The organism is Pseudoalteromonas sp. MSK9-3 (genome assembly GCF_003590335.1).
GTDB lineage: Bacteria > Pseudomonadota > Gammaproteobacteria > Enterobacterales > Alteromonadaceae > Pseudoalteromonas.
The window spans coordinates 24955-48608 of record NZ_MIET01000012.1 but is presented as its reverse complement, the minus strand read 5'-3'; the positions used below and the strand labels follow the sequence as shown (position 1 = coordinate 48608).

Here is a 23654-nt window from a genome sequence, read left to right as displayed (position 1 = left end):
ATAACCAATGAGATAGCACAATGAGCAAACAGCAATTACCTATTGATGAACAACAGATCTGTGACTATTTAACACGCCACCCTGATTTTTTTACTCATCATCAATATGTGTTGCTAGAGCTTGAGTTGCATGCTCAAAGCCAAGGCTTGCCTAATCTAGCATTACAGCAACAACGCCTGCTGAGAGAGCAAAACACCCAGCTAAAAACCCAGCTAGCCACAACAGCACGTTTAGCATTAGATAATGAACGGGTATTTCGCTTGTTCAGCGAATGCCAACGTCAGCTTTGGCGCTGCAATAGTTTCTCTGAGCTCGCTAAGCAACTGGCCGATACACTCTGTCAAAGCCCTCATGTTATTGCCTGTGAATTACTGCCGTATCGACAAGACTTAAATACCATGATTAACTCTCGTTTATCACAACGCAGCAGTTATCTCGGCCGTCTCTCAGCACAAGAGCACACGTTACTTTGGCATAAAGACCATGTTCCTTACGCACGTTCCGTGGCACTCTATTTGATTGGTAGTGTACAGCAGCCAGAAGCCATTTTAGCATTTGCCAGCGACGAAGCCGCTCACTTCAGTTCAGACAATGACAATTTGTTCATCGACGAATTTATTACATCGCTTGAACTTCGCTTGACTGATTTGGCGTAAAGCATGTCTGAGGCTGCGACTGAATTGTCTGAAGCGTGGTTAGCACCTATTGATGATTTTATGGCTTATTTGAAGCATGAACGACAGTATTCACCACATACCCTAACCCAGTACAGTACTCAATTGCGCCAAGCAGCCCATTACTTTCAACCTTATAGCCCTCATTGGCTACAGGTATCTGCTGAGCAAATACGTCGCTACAGCATGCATTTACGAGCCAAACAATATAATCCTCGCACCATCAACCTAAAATTAAGTTGTATCCGCAGCCTATATAAATTTTTGAAAGTAAAGCATATTCAACACGCTACGATTGCCAACCCTGGTGAGGGAATAAAAGGTCCTAAATTTCAACGCCCACTGCCAAAGAATTTAGATGTTGATCAAATGGGCCAACTGCTTAATATTCAAGAGGATGACGCCTTATCACTGCGCGATAAAGCCATGATGGAACTAATGTATTCGAGTGGTTTACGAATAAGCGAACTGGTGAATGTCAATTTAGGTGATATTCGTGAAGGGGAGATTCGCGTTATGGGTAAAGGCAATAAAGAACGCGTGATCCCCGTCGGTAATAAAGCACTCGATGCACTCTCACAATGGCTAATAATTCGAGAACAAATGGCCTTGTCGGAAGAGCAAGCCGTATTTGTCAGCAAGCGAAAACAACGGATCTCTATTCGTCATGTGCGCGAAAGAATGAAAGAGTGGGGTATCAAACAAGGTGTTAGCACCCCTATTCATCCCCATAAATTGCGCCACTCTTTTGCCAGTCACCTACTCGAATCAAGCGGTGATCTGCGCGCTGTGCAAGAGATGCTCGGTCACACGAGTTTATCTGCCACACAAGTTTATACCCATGTTGACTTTCAACATTTAGCGAAAGTCTATGACCAAGCACACCCCCGTTCAAAAAAGCAAAATAACGATCCGAATTAAAAGACTTTCAGTATAATAAAGTCATTCCTCCTTTTTAAAATACCATCATGCGATTCAATAAAGCCCTTAGTAACATCAGCGTACTCAGTTTTGATCTCGACGACACCCTATATAACAATCATCCAATTATTAAAGCTGCCGTACAAGCGCAGTTAACATACTTAGCAAGTATCGAGCAATGGACGGCACTAGGCCCTGATTTTTGGTCCCATTGTCGTAACGAAACTGCAAAACAGCACCCTGCACTCATCGACGATGTGACCCAGTGGCGTCACGTGGCTCTGCACTATGGTATGGCACAATTAGGATTCACAGCACCACAGGCTAAGCAGTATGCACAAGAAGCGTATACCGCATTTAGTCATGCCAGAAGTAATATCACCGTAGAGCAACCCGTGCTTGAACTCTTGCATACACTGCGTAAAAAATACCGCCTTATCGCCATCACTAACGGCAACGTTGAGGTCGAAAAATTTAATCTAGCAGGTGAATTTGATGTTGTACTAAAAGCAGGACCTGACGGAGCAGCCAAACCTCATAGTGCACTCTTCGATAAAGCGGCTAAGTTATTAAGTGTTGATAAATCTGAAATCTTGCATATTGGTGATAGCTTAGACAGTGATGTTCAAGGTGCAAATGATGCAGGATGCCACAGCGTGTGGCTAAATGATCAGTCATGCCAATACGCTTACAAAGGTTTACCCCATGTGGAAATAAAAAATATTTATGAATTATATCAATTGGTTGAATAACAACCTCTTAGGTTAAAATAACGCCTTTAGTTGCATTTATTGTGCGTTTAACGTACTAATGGTTCCAAATAATTACAATGATAACAACGGGACCCCACCTATGTCTGCACAAGATACGGGCTTTTTTGGCCACCCAAAAGGCCTCTCAACCCTCTTTTTTACTGAAATGTGGGAGCGCATGAGCTACTACGGTATGCGTGCTTTATTAGTGCTCTTTATGACCGCAAGTTTACAAGAGCAAGGCCTAGGCTTTACTGTCGCCTCTGCTGCCGCAATTTATGGCTTGTATACCGGCGCGGTATACTTTTTAGGATTACCCGGTGGCTGGATAGCCGACCGTTTACTCGGTGGCCAAAAAACAGTCTGGTATGGCGGTATCATTATCATGATCGGCCATATCATTCTGGCCATTCCTTCGACGCACTCTTTCTTTATCGGGCTTATTTTTGTTGCCCTCGGTACTGGGTTACTCAAACCAAATATCAGCGCTATGGTCGGGCAGCTATACCAGTCTGATGATGAGCGCCGAGACAGTGGCTATGCCATTTACTATATGGGGATCAACTTAGGCTCTGTAATTGGCTATTATGTCTGTGGCTATTTTATGGAGCATGTCGGCTGGCATTATGCATTTGGCGCCGCAGCCGTGGGCATGGCAATCGGTTTAATTCAGTACCAACGTACGCTCAGCAATATTGCCACTGTAGGCGAAAAACCTGCCAACCCGCTCGCACCAAAACACGCCAAACAAGCTTGGCTGGCTATCATTGCAACGCTTGGTCTTATTGCCGGCGTGACAACGTTAACGTATTTTGGCGTGATAGTGCTTGAACCCGTGCAACTCGCAAAATATGTCGCAGTGGTCTTTACCTTAGTATTTTTTGTTTACTACGGCCTGATTTATTTTAGAGGCAACTTGAACGAAGATGAGCAGAAAAAAATGTGGGCACTGTTTTTAGTGTGTATTGCATCAGCTTGCTTTTGGTCTGGTTTTGAACAAGCTGGGTCGTCATTGAACCTATTTGCCCGCGATTATACGGACCGTATGATTGGCACCTTTTCAATACCAACTGCATGGTTCCAATCAGCAAATGCACTCTTTATCATCATATTATCGCCTTTCTTTGCCGCACTTTGGATCAACTTATCAAAACGTATGATTTCGCCTTCCTATAATTTAAAATGTGCAGTTGGTTTGATCATTATGGCCAGCGGATTCTTAGTCATGTTTATGGCGTCACAGTATGCAGCACAAGGTCTAAAAGTCGCGCCTTATTGGCTTATCACCACTTACTTCTTACACACAGTAGGTGAACTATGTTTAAGCCCTGTCGCACTCAGTGCCGTGAGTAAACTCTCACCTAAACGTTTCGTAGGCCAAATGATGGGCGTCTTTGTTTTAACTTATTCGATTGGTAATATTATTTCAGGGCTATTGGCTGGCAACTTTGACCCGAATAAAGTGGATGAAATGCCAAATCTTTACCTACAAATCAGTCTTTTCTGTATCGGCGTCGGTATTATTATTGCTTTGCTGAGCATCAAATCTAAAGTATGGGAAGGGCAACAAAAGTTAGCTTAACTTAATGTGTGGGGGGCAGAAATGTCCCTCAACCTTTTTTACATCAAGTACCTACTTAAACCACACCTGAAATCTCTTAATTTGTGTTAAAACTTTCGTTACACTGGGCGAGTTTAGACTCCAATCTGTCAGATATTAATGTCTGGCAAATGTGCAAAGCCCACATGGCCTCGATATAAGGAAACCAGATGAAAAAAGTGATGATAACAGGTGCAACAGGTATGTTAGGTAGAGTGCTTGTAAATACACTCAAGCCAACTTTTGAAGTCATTGGCACAGGTTTCAGCCGCGCAAGCGACAGCATTTCAAAACTTGATCTCAATGACCAAGAAGCTATCTATCAATTTTTAGACACGCATCAGCCTGACGCATTGATTCACGCGGCAGCAGAAAGAAAACCCGATGTCTGTGAGCAGTCTCCTGAGCAAACGTTGGCTCTGAATGTACAAGCAACACAGTTTTTAGCGCAGCAATGTAAACTCAGAAACATTCGCCTTATTTTTATCAGTACCGACTATGTATTCGATGGTACACAAGCACCCTATATTGAGAATTCAGCAACTAATCCACTCAATTTTTATGGCCAAAGTAAGCAACAGGCAGAACTAGCTGTATTAGCTAACAGCGAACTACATTCCGTGATCCGCGTGCCTGTATTATATGGTGATGTCACCCATTTGGCTGAGTCAGCTGTCACAGTGATTGCAGAACAAATCAATGAGACGACTCCTTCGGAACATGATCATTGGGCTGTTCGCTACCCGACTCACGTAGAAGACATAGCTCTAACACTCAAAGACTTGCTTAAACAGCCAGATAATTTAGGTGGCATATTCCATATTTCTAACCACCAAGCCATGAGTAAATATGACATGGCCTGTATTATTGCTGATCACCGTAATTATCCACGCTCGTTGTTAACACCACTGCCCACCCCCAGTCAAACAGCACAAAGACCATATAACTGCGCGCTCAAAGACACTCGCCTCGCTAAGCTCGGTATTAGCCATCAACGAGATTTTAGTACTGCGATTAAACACATTCTTAGTAGCCAGTAACATTTTATTTCTGAGTATATTATAGTGGCCCAAAACAGGGTCACTTTTGATGAGGATGACCATGCGAACCACTAAAGCGGCAGCGTATAGCACTTTATTTTTCAGCATTATCACGACGACTTTAACAGGGTGTCAGCAAGCCCCCGTTACTACTCTAGATAATCCTGAATTTAATAAAAACCCTCAAGGGGAATTTACCAACCAGTACCCCAGCACCTTCCGAGGTAAGGGGCCACATCATCCTTATGATGACATTGAATTCCTCAAAAAAGAGGAAATTAAGCCAGTGGAGCCCAACTTTATCAATGTTGGATCATTTACGGGACTAAGTAAAAGTGCCGGTTTTAATTATCAAGATTTACTCTACGCTACACCCCGTATCGATGAGCAAGCACGACAAACACTCACGTGGTTAGGACATGCCAGCTTCCTAGTACAACAGCGCCATGATGATGCGTTTTTAACAGATCCTGTCTTTGGCGAATTTGATGGTGCCGTTGGCTGGTTAGCCCGACAAATCAACGACGAAATGGCACGTTTAGGCCCAGCCCCTGTTAATACTAAAGACCTAAAATTTGTAGATGGCACAGTCATTTCCCACAATCATTATGACCATCTAAGTATCGATACCCTCAATACCCTTGCACAAGGCACAGAGTTATTGCTGCCGCTGTCAGTCAGCGATAACGTTGACTACACACAAGGTCCAATCACAGAAATGGACTGGTATACTCAAACTACCATTGGCCAAACTAATGTTCATTTTTTACCTGCCCACCACTTCTCTCGTCGTGGCTTAAATGACTGGAACGAAACATTGTGGGGCGCATGGCTATTTGATGATGGCGAACATACTATCTTTTTCGCTGGTGACACCGGATATAGTCCCATTTATAAAGATATGAACGCCAAATTTAACGGCTTTGATGTGTGTTTAATGCCGATTATTGCTTATGACTATACCTATCGTAGCATTCATTTTGCGCCCGAAGATGCGGTAAAAGCGGCACAAGATTTAGCGTGTAAAGTATTTATTCCTTGGGGTTATGGGACGTGGTTATTAGGCTATGAACATGTCAATGAACCACTGCGCCGCCTGCAAAAAGCATTCGACGATATAAAACCAAATATGACTTTAAAAATTCTCAGAATTGGGGAAAGTGTTCGTTATAGCGAGCTGCTTAACTAACACCTAGTTTTAAACTGTGCCTCACAGTTAATGAGGCACAAACCAACGACAGCATTGTTTTATCAACCAAGTTGGCAACGGATACTTTTTACATACCACAGCTAAGTAATCGTGCCATGCCTGTGCTTTTAGCGCTTCCATTTTATCTCTTGGCAAAATATTATCATAAAGCGCTGCGAAGTCTTTCAAAAACTGAACATCTCGGCGTCGGCTATTTTTTGCATAGCCCTTACCAGCATAATGGATAAAGTCAGCCTCTAAATAGCCCTCTTTACCAAACATATCCATGCGATTAAACATTTTATCAAGTGACTCATGCTCAATGGAGTACTTGTGCAAAGTGTAATTAAAATAACTTTGATCATAGTGAGTGATGTCATTACAAATAAACTGTAAGTCTTCCAATGTTGTCATATTAAATAAGGCATTACCTTTAGAGGCTAAAATAACCCCAGCATTATAATAAATAGGCCTTCTACATCGTTGCGGCCAGACAACATCCCCTAGCGAATTGCAAATAAGCTTTATATCGTTATCTCGCTCTTGTAGAACTCCTTCGTCAAACCAATACACTTTATTCATATCAATATATTGATCAAATATATTACGAGCATGGGGTGTAATTAGTACATCAGCGTCAACATAAAGTACCCTATCGTATTCGGTAAGTAACGCGTCTATTCGTAACTTTTCCGTCCATGCAGGGCTCGCATTATATCTAGGGTTCTTAATTACAATCGGATAATGTAACTCGTCGGACACAATCAAATCAGCTCCAACTTTGTCAGCATAATACTTAAAACTTAAGATTGCAGCTTGATACATTGGGTTATCGCCAATCGCGAGCGTAAATATCGCTTTTTTCACAAAAGTCCTGTTGTGTTATCGAAAAGACGACTTAATAATCCTTCATATCAATAAGTTAAACAACCCCACTTTACAAGTTCATACAATTTTTTTGCTCACGACTAACTCAATTCAATCTGATCCACTCTCTGGTATAATATAACCGTTATCACACTGCATTAAACACAGCTAAGGATCCATCATGCCTGAACCAATACGTTTAGCTAAATTTTTAGGCCATGCAGGCGTGTGCTCTCGCCGTCAGGCATCACGATTAATTGATGCGGGAGAAGTCACCGTCAACGGTAATTTAGCGAATCATATTGATCATGTTACCGCACAAGACGTCGTTATCGTGCAAGGCCAAGCGATCACCACCTTGCCCGAGAAGGTACTCTACGCTTATCACAAACCTATTGGCATAGACTGCAAACTTAATTTCGACGATCCAACTAGTCTTATTCATTACCTACCTGAAACACCGCGTGTTTACCCTATTGGCCGCTTAGACAAAGACTCTCGAGGATTATTACTACTTACCAATGACGGAGCTTTATGCCAACAGATGCTGCACCCTGAGCATCATCAAAAAAAGGAGTACTGGGTAGAAGTTGACCGGCCTATTGATACATCTTTTTGTCAAAAAATGGCAAATGGCGTGCCTATTAATGGGCAAATAACCTTGCCGTGTGATGTTGAATTATTAACACCAACGCGCTTCAAAATAACGCTACAGCAAGGGCTGAATCGCCAAATCCGCAAAATGAGTCATTACTGCGGCTATCGCGTGATTGATTTATTTAGAGTCAAAATAGCGGGCTTTACCCTGCAACCAAGCGACTTAACTGAAGGTGCTTACCAACGCATTTCTCACTCAGAACTAGGCATTGGACAAAAATAACACTTGACCTTTAAAACTACAAGTGTAATCTAAATACATAGATTACACTTGTAGGCGGAACAATGATTGAATTATCTAAGGCCGAATTCTCGGTTATGGAAGCTCTTTGGCAAGGTTACCCAGCTAAAGCCAGTGACATTATTAAGCGTTTAAGCGACGACACGCAATGGCACGAGAAAACCATTAAAACTCTGGTGAGTCGACTGGTTAAAAAGCAGGCGGTTACTTTTGAAAAACAAGGCCGAGAGTACATCTACACGCCCACCATTGAACGCGATGATTATACCCAAAAAGAAAGCCGAAGCTTTATTCAACGACTATTCCAAGGCCGTATCGCACCGTTGGTCAGTGGATTTGCCAAAACACACCCCTTATCACAAACCGATATTGATGAGTTAAAAAACGTCATAAAAGAGTGGGAAGACAAGCAAGGAAAGTAATATGTTAAACGAGCTACTTGATTGGGTAATGAAAATACAGTTGCTGTTAAGTATTAGTGTTGTTGTACTCTTAATTTGCGAACGTTCACTTACGCGTAAAATTGGCGCTCAATTGCTATATAAAATGTGGTGGCTAATACCAAGTACCTTGTTTCTACTAAGCTTACCGAGCGAATTAAAGCCTTTGTCAAATAACGCCATGTACTACGTCACAGTCACCCCAACTCAACTCCCAGTGGTTGATACATGGTTGTTAGGTTGGACAGTCGTATATGTAGCTGGCGCTTGCGGTCTATTACTTGCTATGTTTTGGCAGCATAAGCGTTTTCACACCAACCTCGCCTTACAATTAACAGATACGACGTACCGTGAGTACCCAGTTTACGTCAGCACACAAATAAACAGCCCAATGATTGTTGGTCTCATCAAACCCAACATTGTATTGCCAGCGAATTATATTCAGCGCTTTGACGCGCAGTCTCTTTCATTAATGCTAGAGCATGAATATACGCACATAAAACGCCACGATAACCTATGGAATCTTGGATTCTTTTCACTATGCACAATAACGTGGTTCAACCCTCTCATTTGGCTTGGGTATCAGAGCTTTCGACGCGTCCAAGAGCTCGCTTGCGACGAACGTGTCCTAGAAAATAAACCGCATCATCAACAAGTGCATTATGCCAAAACACTGATTAACTGTGTTGAACACCATAACAAACGACATTTTGCATACGCTTACTATGGAGATAAAAACACCATGCTACAGAGACTTAACCATATAAAAAATACAGCTCGACCTTCAACGATTGCGCAAACCCTGCTGATCACCTGTGCGCTTGCATCATTAAGTGCCTTAGCAATCACTAAAGACAGTCCGTCAGAAAAAGTAAAAGCAGATCACTCAGTAAAACCTATCATGCGAATTGAGCCAAAATACCCCATTGAAGCGGCAAATTATGGCGTATCAGGGTATGTACAGCTGGCCTATACCATTGATGAGCGAGGTCATACTAACAACATCAAAGTCATTGACGCTAAACCAAAAAACACATTCGAGAACAATGCGATTACGGCATTGCGACAATGGCAATACACCGCTTCAAACAATCCTGATGAAATACATCGCGTTCAGTTAGATTTTAAAATTAATGATAACGCGACAAGCACGCCACAACAGGATCAGTTTGAACGAATTGATGTGTCACACTGATATGCATAGAGCAACGTTTAGTTGCTCTATTTTCCCTTTTAATTTAGATGCTTACACCAATCATACCCACTGCGGAGCCAATACCCACTAACCACACCAAAGATCTAAGCTTATCTATATTTATATAATAAAAAACACAGTATAAAATACGTGCAATAATATGAGTGATGGCTAAATACTCTGTCACCGCATTCACATTATTTGAGCCTAACACAACGGCCAGTGCCACTGAAAAAACAATGAGTGATTCAAAACTATTTTGGTGCGCTGCAAGGGCACGCGCACCAAACCCTTCTAGCTTTGCTTGTTGAGCACGCGGGTGACGGTTATCGTAACCCCCCAATTTATTCATTTCAATGGCCACCGGCAACTTAGCCAAGTAAGGTAACAATACCGCAACGAGTGCGCAGATCAATAACGTTGTCATGCTAGCTCCTTTGTGTTTATAAGAAATAATTAACCACGCTAACATACCATTGCGCACACAAAAAAGCCGCCTATTTCATAACCTATAGTTAATTGCATTGCATCGCCAGACAGTATAAAAAGCGTGCTATGGACGTACACTGCAACAGGGTGTCACATCAACGCACTCTGTCAGCTAAACCATTCGTATATTCTCTAAATAGTTGATAGTGTATTGTCTCGAGCTCATCAAAAAAAGAGACTACTGCATGGCATGGATCGCATTCACATTTTTGGCTGCTTTTGCACAAGCTTGGCGTAATGCCTTACAAAGTCAGTTCAGCAATCATGCCTCAATCGCAACTGTGACCCTCTCTCGTTTTATTCTAGCGAGCCCAATTGCGGCTTTATATTTAGTCGGTTTATATCAATTTTATCCCACAGAACAGATACAGTTCAGTGGCACTTTTATGATTTTTATAGGATCAGCCAGTATCACACAAATTGTTGCCACCGCGCTGATGGTGATACTTTTTAAGCAAAATAACTATGCGATAGGTGCAGGGCTGGCTAAAAGTGAAGCTCTCGTTGCGGCTATTTTCGGTATGTTGTTCTTTGGGTCCGCATTATCGTACTTTGGCTGGCTCGGTGTCGTCATTGGCGGTGTCGCTGTGCTTATTCTCAGCGGTTTTACCGTGAAAAATTTTAATTTTCCCACCGCCTTACTTGGTTTAAGCTGTGGTAGTGCCTTTGCCTTAACCTCTTTATGGGTGCGAGAAGCCGCGTTAACCAGTCAGTTGCCATTTCCCCATAGCGCAGCGTGGGTTTTACTCCTAGTGATCAGTATTCAAACCATATTGTTAGGTCTTTATTTACTGATCAAAGAGCCACAAAGCTATTCAGTTTTATGGCAACATCGTCGTAAGGTCAGTTTGATCAGCCTCGCCAGTTGTATTGGCTCTATCGGCTGGTTTAGCGCTATGAGTTTACAGCACGTTGCTTATGTCAAAACACTGGGTCAAATTGAGGTCTTTTTCACCATGCTCATTGCGACTTTTTGGCTGAAACAACCCGTTAATCGTCGCGATGGATTAGGATTAATACTGATCGCTTTAGCCGCAGGCTTGGTGATGCTCACCTAGCCTAATTCATTTTTTTGCCAATGAGCGATAAAATAACTGAGTAACCCGTTCTCTCGGCAACCAGTTAGTGTAAGGCAAATTGAGTTCGGCTAACGGGTCTAATCGCAGTACTTCTTGCTGCGTAGCTCCTTGCGCCATCGCCTTTAGCATCAGCGTGCGTGCTTTATCAATTCGTACAATATATTGCACTAGCTCCCCCTTATTGGACACCTCACCATGGCCAGGAATAAGCACTGTTTTGTCATTTATTGCCGCTTTAATATCGCGAAGTGCGCGCAACAAACCATCAACTGAGCCACCGCTATCCACATCCACAAAAGGCAGTCCGCCGAGATTAAAATACAAGTCTCCCATATGGACAATATTTGCTTTTGTGAACGTCACCACTGCATCACCATCCGTATGCGCATGGGCAAAGTGAGCGATATGTGCCTGTTCATTATTAAAGTTCAGAGTCAATGTCTGATCAAAGCTCACTCGAGGTAAATACGCTGACGCTGTACCATGCTTTTTGACTAAGCGTTTATGTACATTATCATGAGCAATAACATGACTCCCTGCGAGCGAAAAAGCTTCATTACCACCGGTATGGTCACCATGAAAGTGGGTATTTATGACAAATTCAGGCACCCCAGGCTTTAAGGCGCTAATGTGCTTTTTTATCTGTGTTGATAATCGCGCAAACTGATCATCAATAATATAGGTCCCATCGTCTCCAACATGAATTGCGATGTTACCACCTTGACCAAATAGCACATATACGTGCTCTGTGAGCTTATGAGTTCTAAATTCAACGGCAATGGCACTGCAACACCAACAAAACGCCACCATCACGGCTACTTTCACTATCTTTGTCATTTTAACTCCTGTGCAAAGCTGTTCGATATAACGCAAGAAACCCAACCACTGTTTAAAAGTAGGGTAAAATTCACACAAAAGCATCTATACTTTTAGGGTTATTATTTTAAGGGCCGTCATACTGTGCAACACCCGCATAGCCAACCAGATATTGTCGAACAGGTAAAATTAACCCTACTAAAACGTGTTGCATGGTATTGCCTTGGCTTACATGTGCTTTTACTCATCGTTTTTTCCTTACTCAATATCGTTTCTCTAGCATTACTGAATATAGGCAGTGTTATTACATGGTGGACGGGTATTTATTTACTCAAACATAACCAGCGCTCGTTCGCGTTGCGACTATTTAGCGTTGAAGTCGCTGTGCATGCGGTGAGTGTCTGTGCGGTGCTAGGTATGGCGCTGGGGTTTCAATACTACCTGTGGACTGTGTCTTGCCTATTATTGCTTGATAGTGATATGAAATTGAAACCAGCAGTGGTGGTCTCAACCTTGATGATCACGCTATTTGCCGCACTGCATATTTGGTTTGCTGATGTCACTTATAACTATGCTTTTGAGCATCTATTACCTTATGTGCACTTTACCAACGTACTCGTGTGTGGAGTGCCTATGATTTTCACCGTTGCCTTGATCAGAGAAGTGACCATGAAACAACGCCTGTCGCTTGAGCTACTTGCTGCAAAAGATCCCCTCACGCACATGTATAATCGACGCTATGCCCTTGAGCTTATTACTCATGCCAAATATCACTGTGATGAAAATAATGAAACTTTATGTATTATCATGGCCGATATCGATCACTTTAAGCGGATCAATGATAATTACGGACATGCGCAAGGTGATGAAGTGCTAAAACGTGTCGCATTCCTCATAGATAAACATACCCGTCCTGTAGATATTTGCGCACGTTGGGGCGGCGAAGAATTCTTACTCGTTATGCCAAATTGTACGCAAAAAGCTGCTTTGCATCGAATTGAGAAACTACGCAGTGCTATTACTTTTGAGATCTTCGAACATTTCGACCGCCCAGTCACCCTGAGTTTTGGTGTGACCCTGTGGCCCACCAGCAGCAGCTTTGATGCGGCTTTGCATCATGCCGACAACGCGCTCTACACCAGTAAACAAAACGGCCGTAATCAGGTAACAGCCGCTTCATCACTGTATGCTATTCCCTATTCTGGTTAATTAGGTTTAATCGTTAATGCATGCACGAGGCGACCAGGCAATAACGGCGTCGCATTCCCTTTTGCATACTCGTCAAACCCTGCACGATAAAACGATGACAACGGATGCCCACTTTGTCCACCAGCGACGGTCATAATCGCATTACCTAACGCCCCCGGTTGCGCTATAAAGCGCTGTGAAGCCCCAAAATGACGACCTTGCACCGCTGGCATAAAGGTATCACCAAACGCTTTCGTGGTTGGCATATCTAAAAACTGGCTTAGTATCGGTAATTGTGTGCTAAATGGGTGTTTAATGTGTAACGCATTCACGTCTCCCCATTGCCAGCTCGTCATATTCGGACCAAACTCAGCTGCTAGCTTTTGCTTAGCGACTTCATAGGCGTTAAGTTGCAATGCTTGCCAACTCTCATGCTGATTTAACCAGCTCTGTGGTTTTTGCTCCAGCAACTGCCACAAAGCAGGTTCTAAGTAGCGTTTTATGTAGCGTAGACCTGCACCTGCCTCTTTCATTTTTGCTTCAACCGGCGCAAATGCACTGTTCATTAAACTAGTACGAAAGCGCTTCACTAAGGTATAGCCAACTGAGTCTGCACACGCACATGCTTGCCATTGGGCGAGATGCTGTAAATCATTTGCGAATCGTGCTTTAGCAGCGTCATTTTGACTTAATAAAGCGGTTAAATGCTGATGCCATGGAGCTAAAAACATTGCTTCGTTATCATGCTGTAACTGGTTAAAACCCTTTTCATTAAACGTGTCTTTGGCAAGTAACCTATCGCGTATCTGTACTGCTCTAGCCCCTAAGGCATAACCGCCATCACCATAACGCGTATGTGCCTGCGCAGAGACGACACGAGAATTAGCCGTCCACAATTTACCATTGTCAGGGTTTTTCAACGCGGGTCTAGCGGTGTCATTGTATTGCCACTGAGGAGAATAGCTTGTTGCCTCTATCGCAATATCAGCCGGATTGGTTCTGGCCGGAATTGCACCCATAAGACGCCATGCCGCATCACCGTGTTTATCTACAACCATCAGGTTTTGCACCGGAATGCCCACTTTGGGCGCCAATGTCAGGGCATCATCGACCGTCAATGCGGTTTCCATTGCCAATAGCTTTAAATTCACCGCATATGGCTGATGTGCAACCCAACTTAGTGCATAAGCTGTCTCATTGAACTGCTGTACTGGGCCATATTCACTCATTAGCAACGAATACGTGTGTACTTCATTATCGGGTAATTCAATACGCTCTTCTTCTTGCCAAGTTTTATCACTGGCTGACAATTCAATCCAATCTGCCGTATCTAAATACCCATTGGTAAACCCCCAGGCAATATGGTCATTCGTGCCCACCACAATCGCTGGCGCACCGGGTAGCGACACACCTGTTACTGTGACGGGTGTATTTTTAGATTGATAATTTAATTGCGCACGATACCAAATAGAAGGCACAGCTAGCCCCAAATGCATGTCATCAGAGAGCATGGCTTTACCAGAGTGAGTTAACGCCCCTGTTACCGCCCAGTTATTACTGCCATATAAATTTACCGAGCCAATATCATGGATGTCTGCACGCGCGAGTGAGGTCTCCAATTGCGGTATTGGAACTTGTCGTGTTGGTAACAATGAACCATCCAGCGCAGCTTGATGAATACTTGGCTGCAATACAAACTCACGCATCGCTTTGCCAAAGGTATGCTCTAAATAAATGAGTGCTTTATCACGTTCAAAGTTCGCAGACTGTAAATCAAGGTACATACTAAATATGGCCAGTATACTATCTTCACTGCGCCACGCTTTTACAGGCCCTCCACTGAGTAAATATTCAAAGCTCTGAAAACCGGCTTGTACCCGCCCTTCGTTAACGCCCTGTGTGTAAGCTGCGAGCACTTGTTGTTGATCATGCGGTAAATGCGCGACAATATATTCACTACGCTTACGTAATTGATGGAACCGCATGGTTTTATCTAATTCTATTGCCGCAGATCCAAACAACTCACTGAGCTCTCCTGCCGCATTACGACGTAATAGATCCATCTGAAAGAACCTATCCTGGCCATGAGCAAACCCTAAACCGTAAGCCGCATCTTCTCGAGATTGCGCCGTAATAACCGCTTGCCCTAATGCATCTCGCTCCACCGTCGTCGCTGCGCTGATCGCGTTACTGGTACCAGTACCATCGAGTGACGGTAGGCTCAACGACAGCACGCCATAAAGAGCTGCGGTTGTCGCTACCGCTAATAAAACCAGTCCAGCAATGATCCGTTTTAACCAAGTGAGCATCTCTTTGTCCTTATAATTCTGTCTGAATTATTATCATAACCATATAAATATGAAGTTGATATGTCTAAGCAATTGTAATATCCATGGCGTTAACTGCCCGCCCAAATTGGGTGATAAATACTAACTCATAATCGCCTTAAAGCTGTGTTATGTTTTTATTCTATTTAACTAATTTCCAATATGATGAATACACCACTTTGTCTGGCGCAATAATCTATCATTTTCAAAAGTTAGTCTTTATCAGCTTTTAACCAGCACTCGCCCAGTCGCATCTAATCTATTACCGTAAGAGAGTTTAATGAACTCACTAACGTTTGCTTATCTATTGGCTAAACTATAGTAAATGGATGTTCTGCAGGATAAGTTTAGTAATGCTCGATTCTCAATTACATGCGCCAAGGAAAGCTCGCTCAATTAAGCTGGGCTACTGGTTTGTTTTATGCACGGTGTTGTGTTTTGGCTGGTATGTGGATAACGTCAACTATCATCGCCTTATTGAAGTTGAGCGCAATCGTGCCTATGAAGAAGTTAATGTATACCGCACACAAATTGAAGGGGCACTCGCGGCTAATATTCAGTTAGTGCGAGGTTTAGCCATTGCACTCACCAACGAAAAAAACCTAAATCAAGCGCAATTTGAACGGATCGCACAACCCCTGTTTCGGTCGAGCAATATACTCCGTAACCTCGGTGCGGCACCGGATATGATACTCAGCATGACTTACCCTCTCAAAGGCAATGAAAAAGCACTGGGTCTCAACTACTTAACACACCCAATTCAGAGTAAAGACGCGATAAAAGCCCGTGACAGCAAACAGATTGTGCTGGCAGGGCCCCTCACGCTCATTCAAGGCGGTGAGGCGCTGATCGCGCGGGTACCCGTCTACAATGCCGATGACTCCTTTTGGGGGCTACTCTCCGTCGTCATTGATATGAAAAAGCTGTTCAAATCAGTCAGCCTAGAAAAGCTAGACAATAATTATCGCATTGCGATACGGGGGAAAAATGGACTTGGAGAATTAGGAGAATTTTTTTATGGCGATAAGCATATTTTAGAGTTACACCCTCTTTCATTTAGTGTGTCGGTGGCCTCAGGGAAATGGCAACTGTATGCGGTGCCTCGATTTGGTTGGGAGCCAGAAGTTGCTGCAATTTGGCCATTTCGTCTTGCGTTACTCACCATTATCCTACTGTTTATTGCGGCATTTATCTTCTTTAATAAACTCATAAAGCAATTACATGATAATGCCCAAACCTTAACCAGTATGGGCAGTCTTGCTGAGGTTGGTGCATGGTCAGTTGATATAAAAACCCGCGATATTAGTTGGTCAGACGTCACCAGACACATATTTGAAGTGTCTGACCATTATCAGGCAACTTGGATGAGTTCGACCGAATTTTTCAAAGAAGGTAAACATCGGCGAAACTTTCAGCACGCCATTGAGCAGGCGATTAAACATGGCACCAGCTTTGAAGAAGAGCTCATCATCTTGACTGCGCAAGGCCATGAACGCTGGATATTGATGAAAGGCAAAGCCAATCGTTATAAAAATTGGACTTACGAAATTTTTGGATCAGTACAAAATATTCAAACCCGAAAACACATGGAAATTGAGCATGACAAAATAGCCAGAAACAATGAACTATTAGCACAGCTTAGCAGCCATGATGCAGTATTAAACAATCACATCGATAGCGCGCAAAATGTGGTGGTTGACGCCATTTGCCAAGGGCTTGATGCATCGCGAGCAAGTATATGGGTATTTAACGAAGAAAGTACCTTGCTGATCCCTAGCTGCTTCAGTAATACTCGCCAAGACAATCTACAGCACTTCCCACCGTGGCGAAAAAGCAACCTTGCAGAGTTATTTTCGCAGGTGCAAAAAAATCAGCTACTCAAAGCAAATTTTGCCCACAGCCATGAATGTACTTTAGGGTTAAGTGAGCATTATTTAGGGCCTTTTGAAGTGAATGCATTGCTAGGCTGTGCTATTACCTACAAAGGTCAAATCATTGGCTTATTGTGCGCGGAATACACCTTGCCTAACCCTGATTGGGGCCATAGTGACGAGCGCTTTATCCGCGCAATATCCGCTATGTTAGGCAGTTTATTTGCCAGTCAAGAACAACAAAAAGCAAAACAACAAGCGTTATTAGCCAAAGAGATTGCAGAACAGTCGGCGAAAATCAAAGCGGACTTTCTCGCAAGTATGAGTCATGAAATTCGCACGCCCATGAACGGTATTTTAGGCATGTTAGACATCGTACTCAACACAGAGCTGAACCAGTCGCAACGTCACCACTTAGGGCTTGCCCAAAGCTCAGCGGGCTCATTATTAACTATTATTAATGATATTCTCGACTTTTCAAAAATTGAGGCGGGTAAGCTCGACATCGAGTTAGTTGAATGTAATTTAATTCAAATACTCAGTGACAGTGTCAGTAACTTTGCCCCTAAAGCGCTTGAACAACGTACCGAGTTATTTATCGATAGCCGAAATATGAAAACGCAATTTGCGAAAACCGATCCCCATCGCCTAAAGCAAATACTCAATAATTTATTAAGTAATGCAATAAAGTTCACCGAACACGGTAAAGTTACGCTCACCTGCTACACAGAACAACAATCAAAGTCACTGCGTTTATGGTGTAGTATTGAAGATACTGGAGTGGGCATAAGTAAAACCCAACTTGATAAAATATTTGATTCATTTACCCAAGCAGATCCATCAACCACACGCCGGTTTGGCGGCACGGGCCTTGGGCTTACGATCGCTCGACAATTATGTGAGCTGTTAGGCGGTGCACTTAATGCCTATAGTAAATTAAGTGTTGGCAGTACATTCACCTTTTATATTGATTTGCATGACGCAAAAGACATTACCCCGCTGGATACACTGTGTGATGGATTGTGTATTGTCGATCCGCATCAACCACATGAATTAGCAGCCCATCACTTACTTGATGCATGGCGAATACCCAGTGAACACTTTGAAAGCTTACCTTCGGCTCTCTCGTTACTGCAAGATACCCGGCTAAAATCGCCCGCAATTATTATTGCCGAATCAATCATTGTCGACGCTTCTGATACCCAAATCACTCAATTAAAAAGTATCCTAAAACAGCCAGGCAGCTGTTTTGCGTTGATCAGTAATCGCCTTGGCAATAACAAGAAACTCGCACATCTTAACCCCGACCTTGTTTTCTTGAGACCACTCACACCGGCTAATGCCCTTAAGCTTTGCACATTAAGCAAGCAGCAAATACCCGATTCGCCGCAAAAAAAAGGTACAATTAGTGCCTCGATTCTTTTAGTTGAAGATAACAAGGTAAACCAAGTTGTCGCCCTAGCACTATTGAAACGCCTCGATATTACCCCCACTTGTATCGATAATGGTCGCTTGGCTATTGAACACTTGAAACAGCAACCAAAACGATATGATGTAATACTAATGGATTGCCAAATGCCAGAATTAGATGGTTACCAAACAACTGGGCAGATTCGCCAAGGTATCGCTGGCAAGCAACACCAATCTACTGCGATTGTCGCCTTAACCGCTAATGCCATGCAAGGCGATCGTGAAAAATGCTTAGCAGCAGGCATGGATGACTATTTAAGTAAACCGATAGAATTTAATGACCTTGAAGCCGCACTAAGAAAATGGACACAAGGTGTTAGTAAAACAACCACTGATAGCGTAAAGTTGATAAAACAATAAGATAGGAACAACGATATGGAATTCACGCCAAATGAACAACGGGTCATCGGATGCCTACTTGAAAAACAGACTACCACACCCGAGCATTATCCCCTGTCACTTAATGCATTAACAAATGCATGTAACCAAAAATCTAACAGGGAACCCGTACTCGCACTTAGCGAGTCTGAAGTCTTAGATACATTAACGCAATTAGAAAAAAAGCGCGTTGTCGTCCTCGACGAAGGACTATCTGGACGCGTAAATAAGTACAGTCACCGTTTCTGTAATACCGAGTTTAGTAGTTTACAATTAAGTGAGCAGCAACGCGCAATATTGTGTATTTTATTTCTTCGTGGCCCGCAAACACCGGGAGAACTGCGCACACGCTCTGCACGACTCACAAATTTCACAGCTGTCAGCGACGTAGAAAACACTTTAGTAGACATGTTGGAGCAGGAGTGGGTGTGTAAACTTGAACGAGAACCAGGTAAACGAGAAAACCGTTACCAGCATTTACTCGCAGATCAAGCTCCTCCAGCAGCATCAGAGGGTGAGCAAGCAACACCGCAGCTTTCAAATTCAGAGTTAGATTCTTTGGTTGACGAGATAGCCCAGTTGAAACAAGAACTGGCAGCAATTAAACAACATTTAGGGCTTTAATTTCTAGTCAGATAAAAACATAATAACACTTTGCAATAATTGGTAATTGAGGAAGTCGCTATGCGCCAAACGATTTTGGCTGAAATGAAAGTCCAACCCGAAATAGACGCTGCTTTTGAAGTCACTCGACGCGTGAACTTTATTAAACAACGTTTAATCGACGCGCATTGTGTCACCTTAGTGTTAGGGATCAGTGGCGGGGTAGATTCATCAACCTGCGGGCGCCTATGTCAACTTGCCATAGATGAACTTAATCAGCAGCACAGCGACGCTCACTATCAATTTATTGCCATGCGCTTACCTTACGGCGTGCAAGCTGATGAAGATGAAGCACAACAGGCCTTAACGTTTATTCAACCAAGTAAACGCGTCACAGTTAATATTAAACCTGCAGCTGATGCAATGCACGAGCAAGCAATGCTCGCAATGGCGGCATCTGAACTTACATTGCCGTCTGAATCTGCTATTGATTTTATTAAAGGCAATGTCAAAGCTCGTCAACGTATGGTTGCACAATATGAAATAGCGGGATTAAGCAAAGGGTTAGTTGTTGGTACAGATCACAGCGCCGAGAATATCACCGGCTTTTATACCAAGTTTGGGGATGGTGCATGTGATTTAGCCCCTTTGTTTGGGTTGTCAAAACGTCAAGTCAGAGCACTTGCAGCACATTTACAAGCACCTGATACGCTAGTTAATAAAGCGCCTACAGCGGATCTCGAATGCGATCGTCCGGGCTTAACCGATGAAGAAGCACTCGGTCTGAGCTATGACGAAATAGATGATTTTTTAGAAGGTAAAACGGTTTCAGATTTGGTAAACAAGACACTCATAGACATTTATTTGCGCACACAGCACAAGCGCCAGCCCATCCCCACTATTTATGATTAAGCGATAAAAATACTTGTGATGGGCCTATAATCATGACAACCTCCCTCTTTTTCTGTTTTAGCGAGCAAAAGAGGGAACATGTTACGCTTCATATTCACACTCCTGTTTATTTCATCAGCACCACACGCACAGGTTGCTGAACAACCAAAAACACCTGAAGTATCACAAGCACCAATAGAAGCTTATACAAGTTTACCATTGGTGAGTCAGGTTGATTTATCACCAAATGGTACTCACTTAGCCTTTGTACAAAACTATCAAGGTACCCTAGTCTTAAATATAACCAATTTAAAAACCCAAGAAACACTGCCGGTTTTAAAGTCAGACAATAAAGAAGTTACTTTAAATTGGTACGACTGGGCCAATAACAACACCTTGATTGTTGCGGCAGGTTACACACAAAGGCAGCGGTTACTAAAGTATCACTCAACGCAGCTCTTTAAATTTGATCTCAATGGCACTAAAAAGCTAGAAAACTTACTGCCCACCCGTAATCGTAATGTCAATAATGCAGCGCAATTCCAAGATAATGTGATTAGTATGCTGCCAGATGACCCTAAGCATATTCTAGTGGCTGTTGATTTCGACACCGTGAATAGACCCACCGTTTTCAAAGTCAATGTAGATACCAAACGCAGAGAACGAATTTTAAGGCCAAGACGTAATATCTCAGACTGGATAGCTGATAGACAAGGTAACGTACGTATTGGCTACAAACTACAAGACACCACCATCTCCTATATTCTTTATGACCGTGATAAAAACAGCTTGCATGATAAGCCGCTGTATCAATTTGATGTTTTTTCACCAGAGCGAATAACGATATTAGGTTTTGGACAGGATGGCGACACGTTATATATAAAAGCCAACCATAAAGGAAAAAAAGCACTATTTAAAACAAAAGTCAGTCAACCTCAAAATCGTGAGCTCATTTTTTCCGATCCTGATTATGATGTCGATGGCACCATTTTATACTCTCAAATAACCGGCAAGGTAAATGGGTTTTCACATTCGAATACTGAGGGGAGCCGCATATATTGGGATGAAGAATATAAAAGCCTGCAAACAGCCTTATCTAGTGCACTGCCAAATGCACACAATGTGATCTTAGATAAAAGCCAAGATGGCGATACATATGTTTTGTACTCTAGTTCAAATACTGATTCTGGCACCTATTATTTGGGACAGCGTAAAGCACAGTCGCTATATTTGTTTGCGCCCCAGCATCCTGAAATACAAGATGCGACCTATTTAGGTAAACAACGCCATAGTTATAAAGCACGTGATGGTTTAACCATCGAAGGGTATCTAACATTGCCACCTGATACTGGCTCCAACAGTGCACCATACCCAACAATTATTTTACCGCATGGTGGGCCGATGGCTCGCGATTATGCTGACTTTGACTATTGGTCTGAGCTCTTTGCAAGCCGCGGCTACGCAGTGTTCCAACCTAACTTTAGAGGCTCATATGGTTATGGGTATGAATTTGCACAAGCAGCAATGGGCGCGTGGGGAGAGGCAATGCAAAATGATTTACAAGATGCTGCTCACTATCTTATCGGACAGAAAATTGCGAATAAAGACCAAATTTGTGTCGGTGGGGGAAGTTACGGCGGTTATGCTGCCGTGATGGCTGTTGTAAAACACCCTAAAACATTTCAATGCGCCGCCAGTTTTGCAGGGGTTATGGATTTAGAGTCCGTGGTGTCACGTGCGCGCTACTATACCAATAGAGAGGTTGTAGAGAAGCAATTTGGTGACGATGATGACAAATTAGAAAACAATTCGCCCATCAATAATATTGCAGCAATAAAACGCCCTATATTATTAATTCATGGGGAAGATGATAAGGTCGTTCCTGTCAGCCATAGTCGTCGCATGTATGATGACTTACTCGATGCAAAAAAAGCAGTCCACTATATTGAGCTTGAATCAGGTAATCACCATTTAAGCTATCAAGCACATCGGCATACAACACTCACGGCATTTTTAACCTTTTTTGATACCCATTTAAAAGCAAAATAGTCCACTGTGCGAAGCGTCACTTCTGATGAGTGCGCGCTTCGCACAGGCACCTCCAAAGCCATAAAACGCAAAAAATTCATACTTCTGCCTCTATATTTTCATAATACCCATCAACTCACTGATCAACAAAGTAAAACAAGGTTGAAAAATTAAGTTATAGTTAAACCATTCATGCATTTAATTTATAGGTTAATGGTTTAGATGACCGCTCCCATTCTCATCACAGGTGCCGCACAACGCATTGGTTTGGCACTCGTTCAACACTTTGTTAAAAATCAACAACCCGTCATTATGACGTATCGCGCTCGCCATAACATCATTGACGAACTTGAACAGCAAGGTGTGATTTGTATTGAAAGTAACTTTGATGACGCAGATGCCGTTGACACGCTTGTTGCCAATGTAAAAATGCATACCCGCAGTTTAAAAGCCATCATCCACAATGCCTCTAGCTGGGATTGTGAGGGGCAAAACCCTGATCATAGTCGCTTATTTGACAATATGATCCGCATTCACGCCAAGGTGCCCTATTTGCTTAATATGGCAATGAGCGACCTTTTACTCGCATACGATGATATTGCAGACATAATCCATTTGACTGATTATGTCGTAGAAACAGGCAGTGCTAAGCATATTGCGTATGCTGCCAGCAAAGCAACGCTTGATAATTTAAGTAAGTCATTTGCTGCCAAATTTGCGCCGCGTATCAAAGTCAACGCCATTGCACCCAGTTTAATCATTTTCAACGAACATGATTCGTCTGAATATAAAGAAAAAACATTGAAAAAATCACTCATGGCTATTGAGCCTGGTTGTCGAGAAATCGTCAATAGTGTTGAGCTACTGCTCAATAGTAACTACATTACAGGCCGCACTCTGCCAGTTGACGGCGGACGTCACCTAAAATAGATAGAGAA

General features: G+C 42.9%; 20 protein-coding genes. 16 read left to right on the top strand and 4 right to left on the bottom strand.

All coding sequences use genetic code 11. From position 1 onward, the window contains the following. Positions 1-20: 20 nt before the first annotated feature. The 6 genes from BGP78_RS05525 (at position 21) to BGP78_RS05500 (ending at position 6176) form a co-directional block, all read left to right on the top strand. Entirely contained in the window at positions 21-656 is a 636-nt protein-coding gene (locus BGP78_RS05525) for a DUF484 family protein (protein WP_119860473.1), read from the top strand. A gap of 3 nt (positions 657-659) precedes the next feature. Continuing rightward, entirely contained in the window at positions 660-1595 is a 936-nt protein-coding gene (xerC, locus tag BGP78_RS05520; RefSeq protein WP_119860472.1) for a tyrosine recombinase XerC, read from the top strand. Positions 1596-1639: 44 nt separating this feature from the next. Continuing rightward, positions 1640-2347, top strand: coding sequence for an HAD-IA family hydrolase (locus BGP78_RS05515; protein ID WP_119860471.1), 708 nt, complete (start codon positions 1640-1642; stop codon positions 2345-2347). A 100-nt stretch (positions 2348-2447) separates the two neighbouring features. Next, positions 2448-3929 (top strand): peptide MFS transporter, encoded by a 1482-nt coding sequence (locus BGP78_RS05510; protein ID WP_119860470.1) that lies wholly within the window; start codon positions 2448-2450, stop codon positions 3927-3929. Between the two features lie 188 nt (positions 3930-4117). Continuing rightward, positions 4118-4987: an SDR family oxidoreductase gene (locus BGP78_RS05505; RefSeq protein WP_119860469.1), complete on the top strand. Its 870-nt coding sequence runs from the start codon at positions 4118-4120 to the stop codon at positions 4985-4987. Between the two features lie 61 nt (positions 4988-5048). Further along, positions 5049-6176, top strand: a complete 1128-nt coding sequence (locus BGP78_RS05500) for an MBL fold metallo-hydrolase (RefSeq protein ID WP_119860468.1) — start codon at positions 5049-5051, stop codon at positions 6174-6176. Positions 6177-6203: 27 nt separating this feature from the next. Here BGP78_RS05500 and BGP78_RS05495 read toward each other — a convergent pair whose 3' ends face one another. Beyond that, positions 6204-7043, bottom strand: coding sequence for a glycosyltransferase family 8 protein (locus tag BGP78_RS05495; protein ID WP_119860467.1), 840 nt, complete (start codon positions 7041-7043; stop codon positions 6204-6206). A gap of 181 nt (positions 7044-7224) precedes the next feature. On the opposite strand from BGP78_RS05495, the gene BGP78_RS05490 reads away from it, so the two are divergent. The 3 genes from BGP78_RS05490 (at position 7225) to BGP78_RS05480 (ending at position 9576) form a co-directional block, all read left to right on the top strand. Then, on the top strand, positions 7225-7923 hold the full coding sequence (locus BGP78_RS05490) for a pseudouridine synthase (protein WP_119860466.1): 699 nt from the start codon (positions 7225-7227) through the stop codon (positions 7921-7923). A gap of 62 nt (positions 7924-7985) precedes the next feature. After that, positions 7986-8363, top strand: a complete 378-nt coding sequence (locus BGP78_RS05485) for a BlaI/MecI/CopY family transcriptional regulator (RefSeq protein ID WP_119860465.1) — start codon at positions 7986-7988, stop codon at positions 8361-8363. Between the two features lies 1 nt (position 8364). Then, a complete protein-coding gene (locus BGP78_RS05480; protein WP_119860464.1) occupies positions 8365-9576 on the top strand; it encodes a TonB family protein in 1212 nt (403 codons plus the stop codon). Between the two features lie 43 nt (positions 9577-9619). Here BGP78_RS05480 and BGP78_RS05475 read toward each other — a convergent pair whose 3' ends face one another. Continuing rightward, positions 9620-10003: an MAPEG family protein gene (locus tag BGP78_RS05475; protein WP_119860463.1), complete on the bottom strand. Its 384-nt coding sequence runs from the start codon at positions 10001-10003 to the stop codon at positions 9620-9622. Positions 10004-10250: 247 nt separating this feature from the next. Between BGP78_RS05475 and BGP78_RS05470 the strand changes: the two genes are divergently transcribed. Beyond that, entirely contained in the window at positions 10251-11123 is an 873-nt protein-coding gene (locus BGP78_RS05470) for a DMT family transporter (protein WP_119860462.1), read from the top strand. A 6-nt stretch (positions 11124-11129) separates the two neighbouring features. Here the strand turns inward: BGP78_RS05470 and BGP78_RS05465 are convergent, their stop codons facing one another. Beyond that, positions 11130-11954 carry an MBL fold metallo-hydrolase gene (locus BGP78_RS05465; RefSeq protein WP_259386176.1) on the bottom strand — a complete coding sequence of 275 codons (825 nt, stop codon included), beginning with the start codon at positions 11952-11954 and terminating at the stop codon, positions 11130-11132. Positions 11955-12104: 150 nt separating this feature from the next. Here BGP78_RS05465 and BGP78_RS05460 point away from each other — a divergent pair, with 150 nt between their 5' ends. Next, positions 12105-13169, top strand: a complete 1065-nt coding sequence (locus tag BGP78_RS05460) for a GGDEF domain-containing protein (protein WP_119860460.1) — start codon at positions 12105-12107, stop codon at positions 13167-13169. Here the strand turns inward: BGP78_RS05460 and BGP78_RS05455 are convergent. Continuing rightward, positions 13166-15457 (bottom strand): penicillin acylase family protein, encoded by a 2292-nt coding sequence (locus BGP78_RS05455; RefSeq protein WP_119860459.1) that lies wholly within the window; start codon positions 15455-15457, stop codon positions 13166-13168. The two genes, BGP78_RS05460 and BGP78_RS05455, sit on opposite strands and share 4 nt — an antisense overlap. A gap of 371 nt (positions 15458-15828) precedes the next feature. Between BGP78_RS05455 and BGP78_RS05450 the strand changes: the two genes are divergently transcribed. The 5 genes from BGP78_RS05450 to folM all read left to right on the top strand — a co-directional run bounded on the left by BGP78_RS05450 (position 15829) and on the right by folM (position 23646). Then, positions 15829-19176, top strand: a complete 3348-nt coding sequence (locus BGP78_RS05450) for an ATP-binding protein (protein WP_119860458.1) — start codon at positions 15829-15831, stop codon at positions 19174-19176. Between the two features lie 15 nt (positions 19177-19191). Continuing rightward, on the top strand, positions 19192-19818 hold the full coding sequence (locus tag BGP78_RS05445) for a YceH family protein (protein ID WP_119860457.1): 627 nt from the start codon (positions 19192-19194) through the stop codon (positions 19816-19818). A gap of 60 nt (positions 19819-19878) precedes the next feature. Next, entirely contained in the window at positions 19879-20709 is an 831-nt protein-coding gene (gene nadE, locus BGP78_RS05440; RefSeq protein WP_119860456.1) for an ammonia-dependent NAD(+) synthetase, read from the top strand. Positions 20710-20787: 78 nt separating this feature from the next. Beyond that, positions 20788-22737 carry a S9 family peptidase gene (locus tag BGP78_RS05435; RefSeq protein ID WP_119860455.1) on the top strand — a complete coding sequence of 650 codons (1950 nt, stop codon included), beginning with the start codon at positions 20788-20790 and terminating at the stop codon, positions 22735-22737. A 201-nt stretch (positions 22738-22938) separates the two neighbouring features. Then, positions 22939-23646 carry a dihydromonapterin reductase gene (folM, locus tag BGP78_RS05430; protein WP_119860454.1) on the top strand — a complete coding sequence of 236 codons (708 nt, stop codon included), beginning with the start codon at positions 22939-22941 and terminating at the stop codon, positions 23644-23646. Positions 23647-23654: the final 8 nt, after the last annotated feature.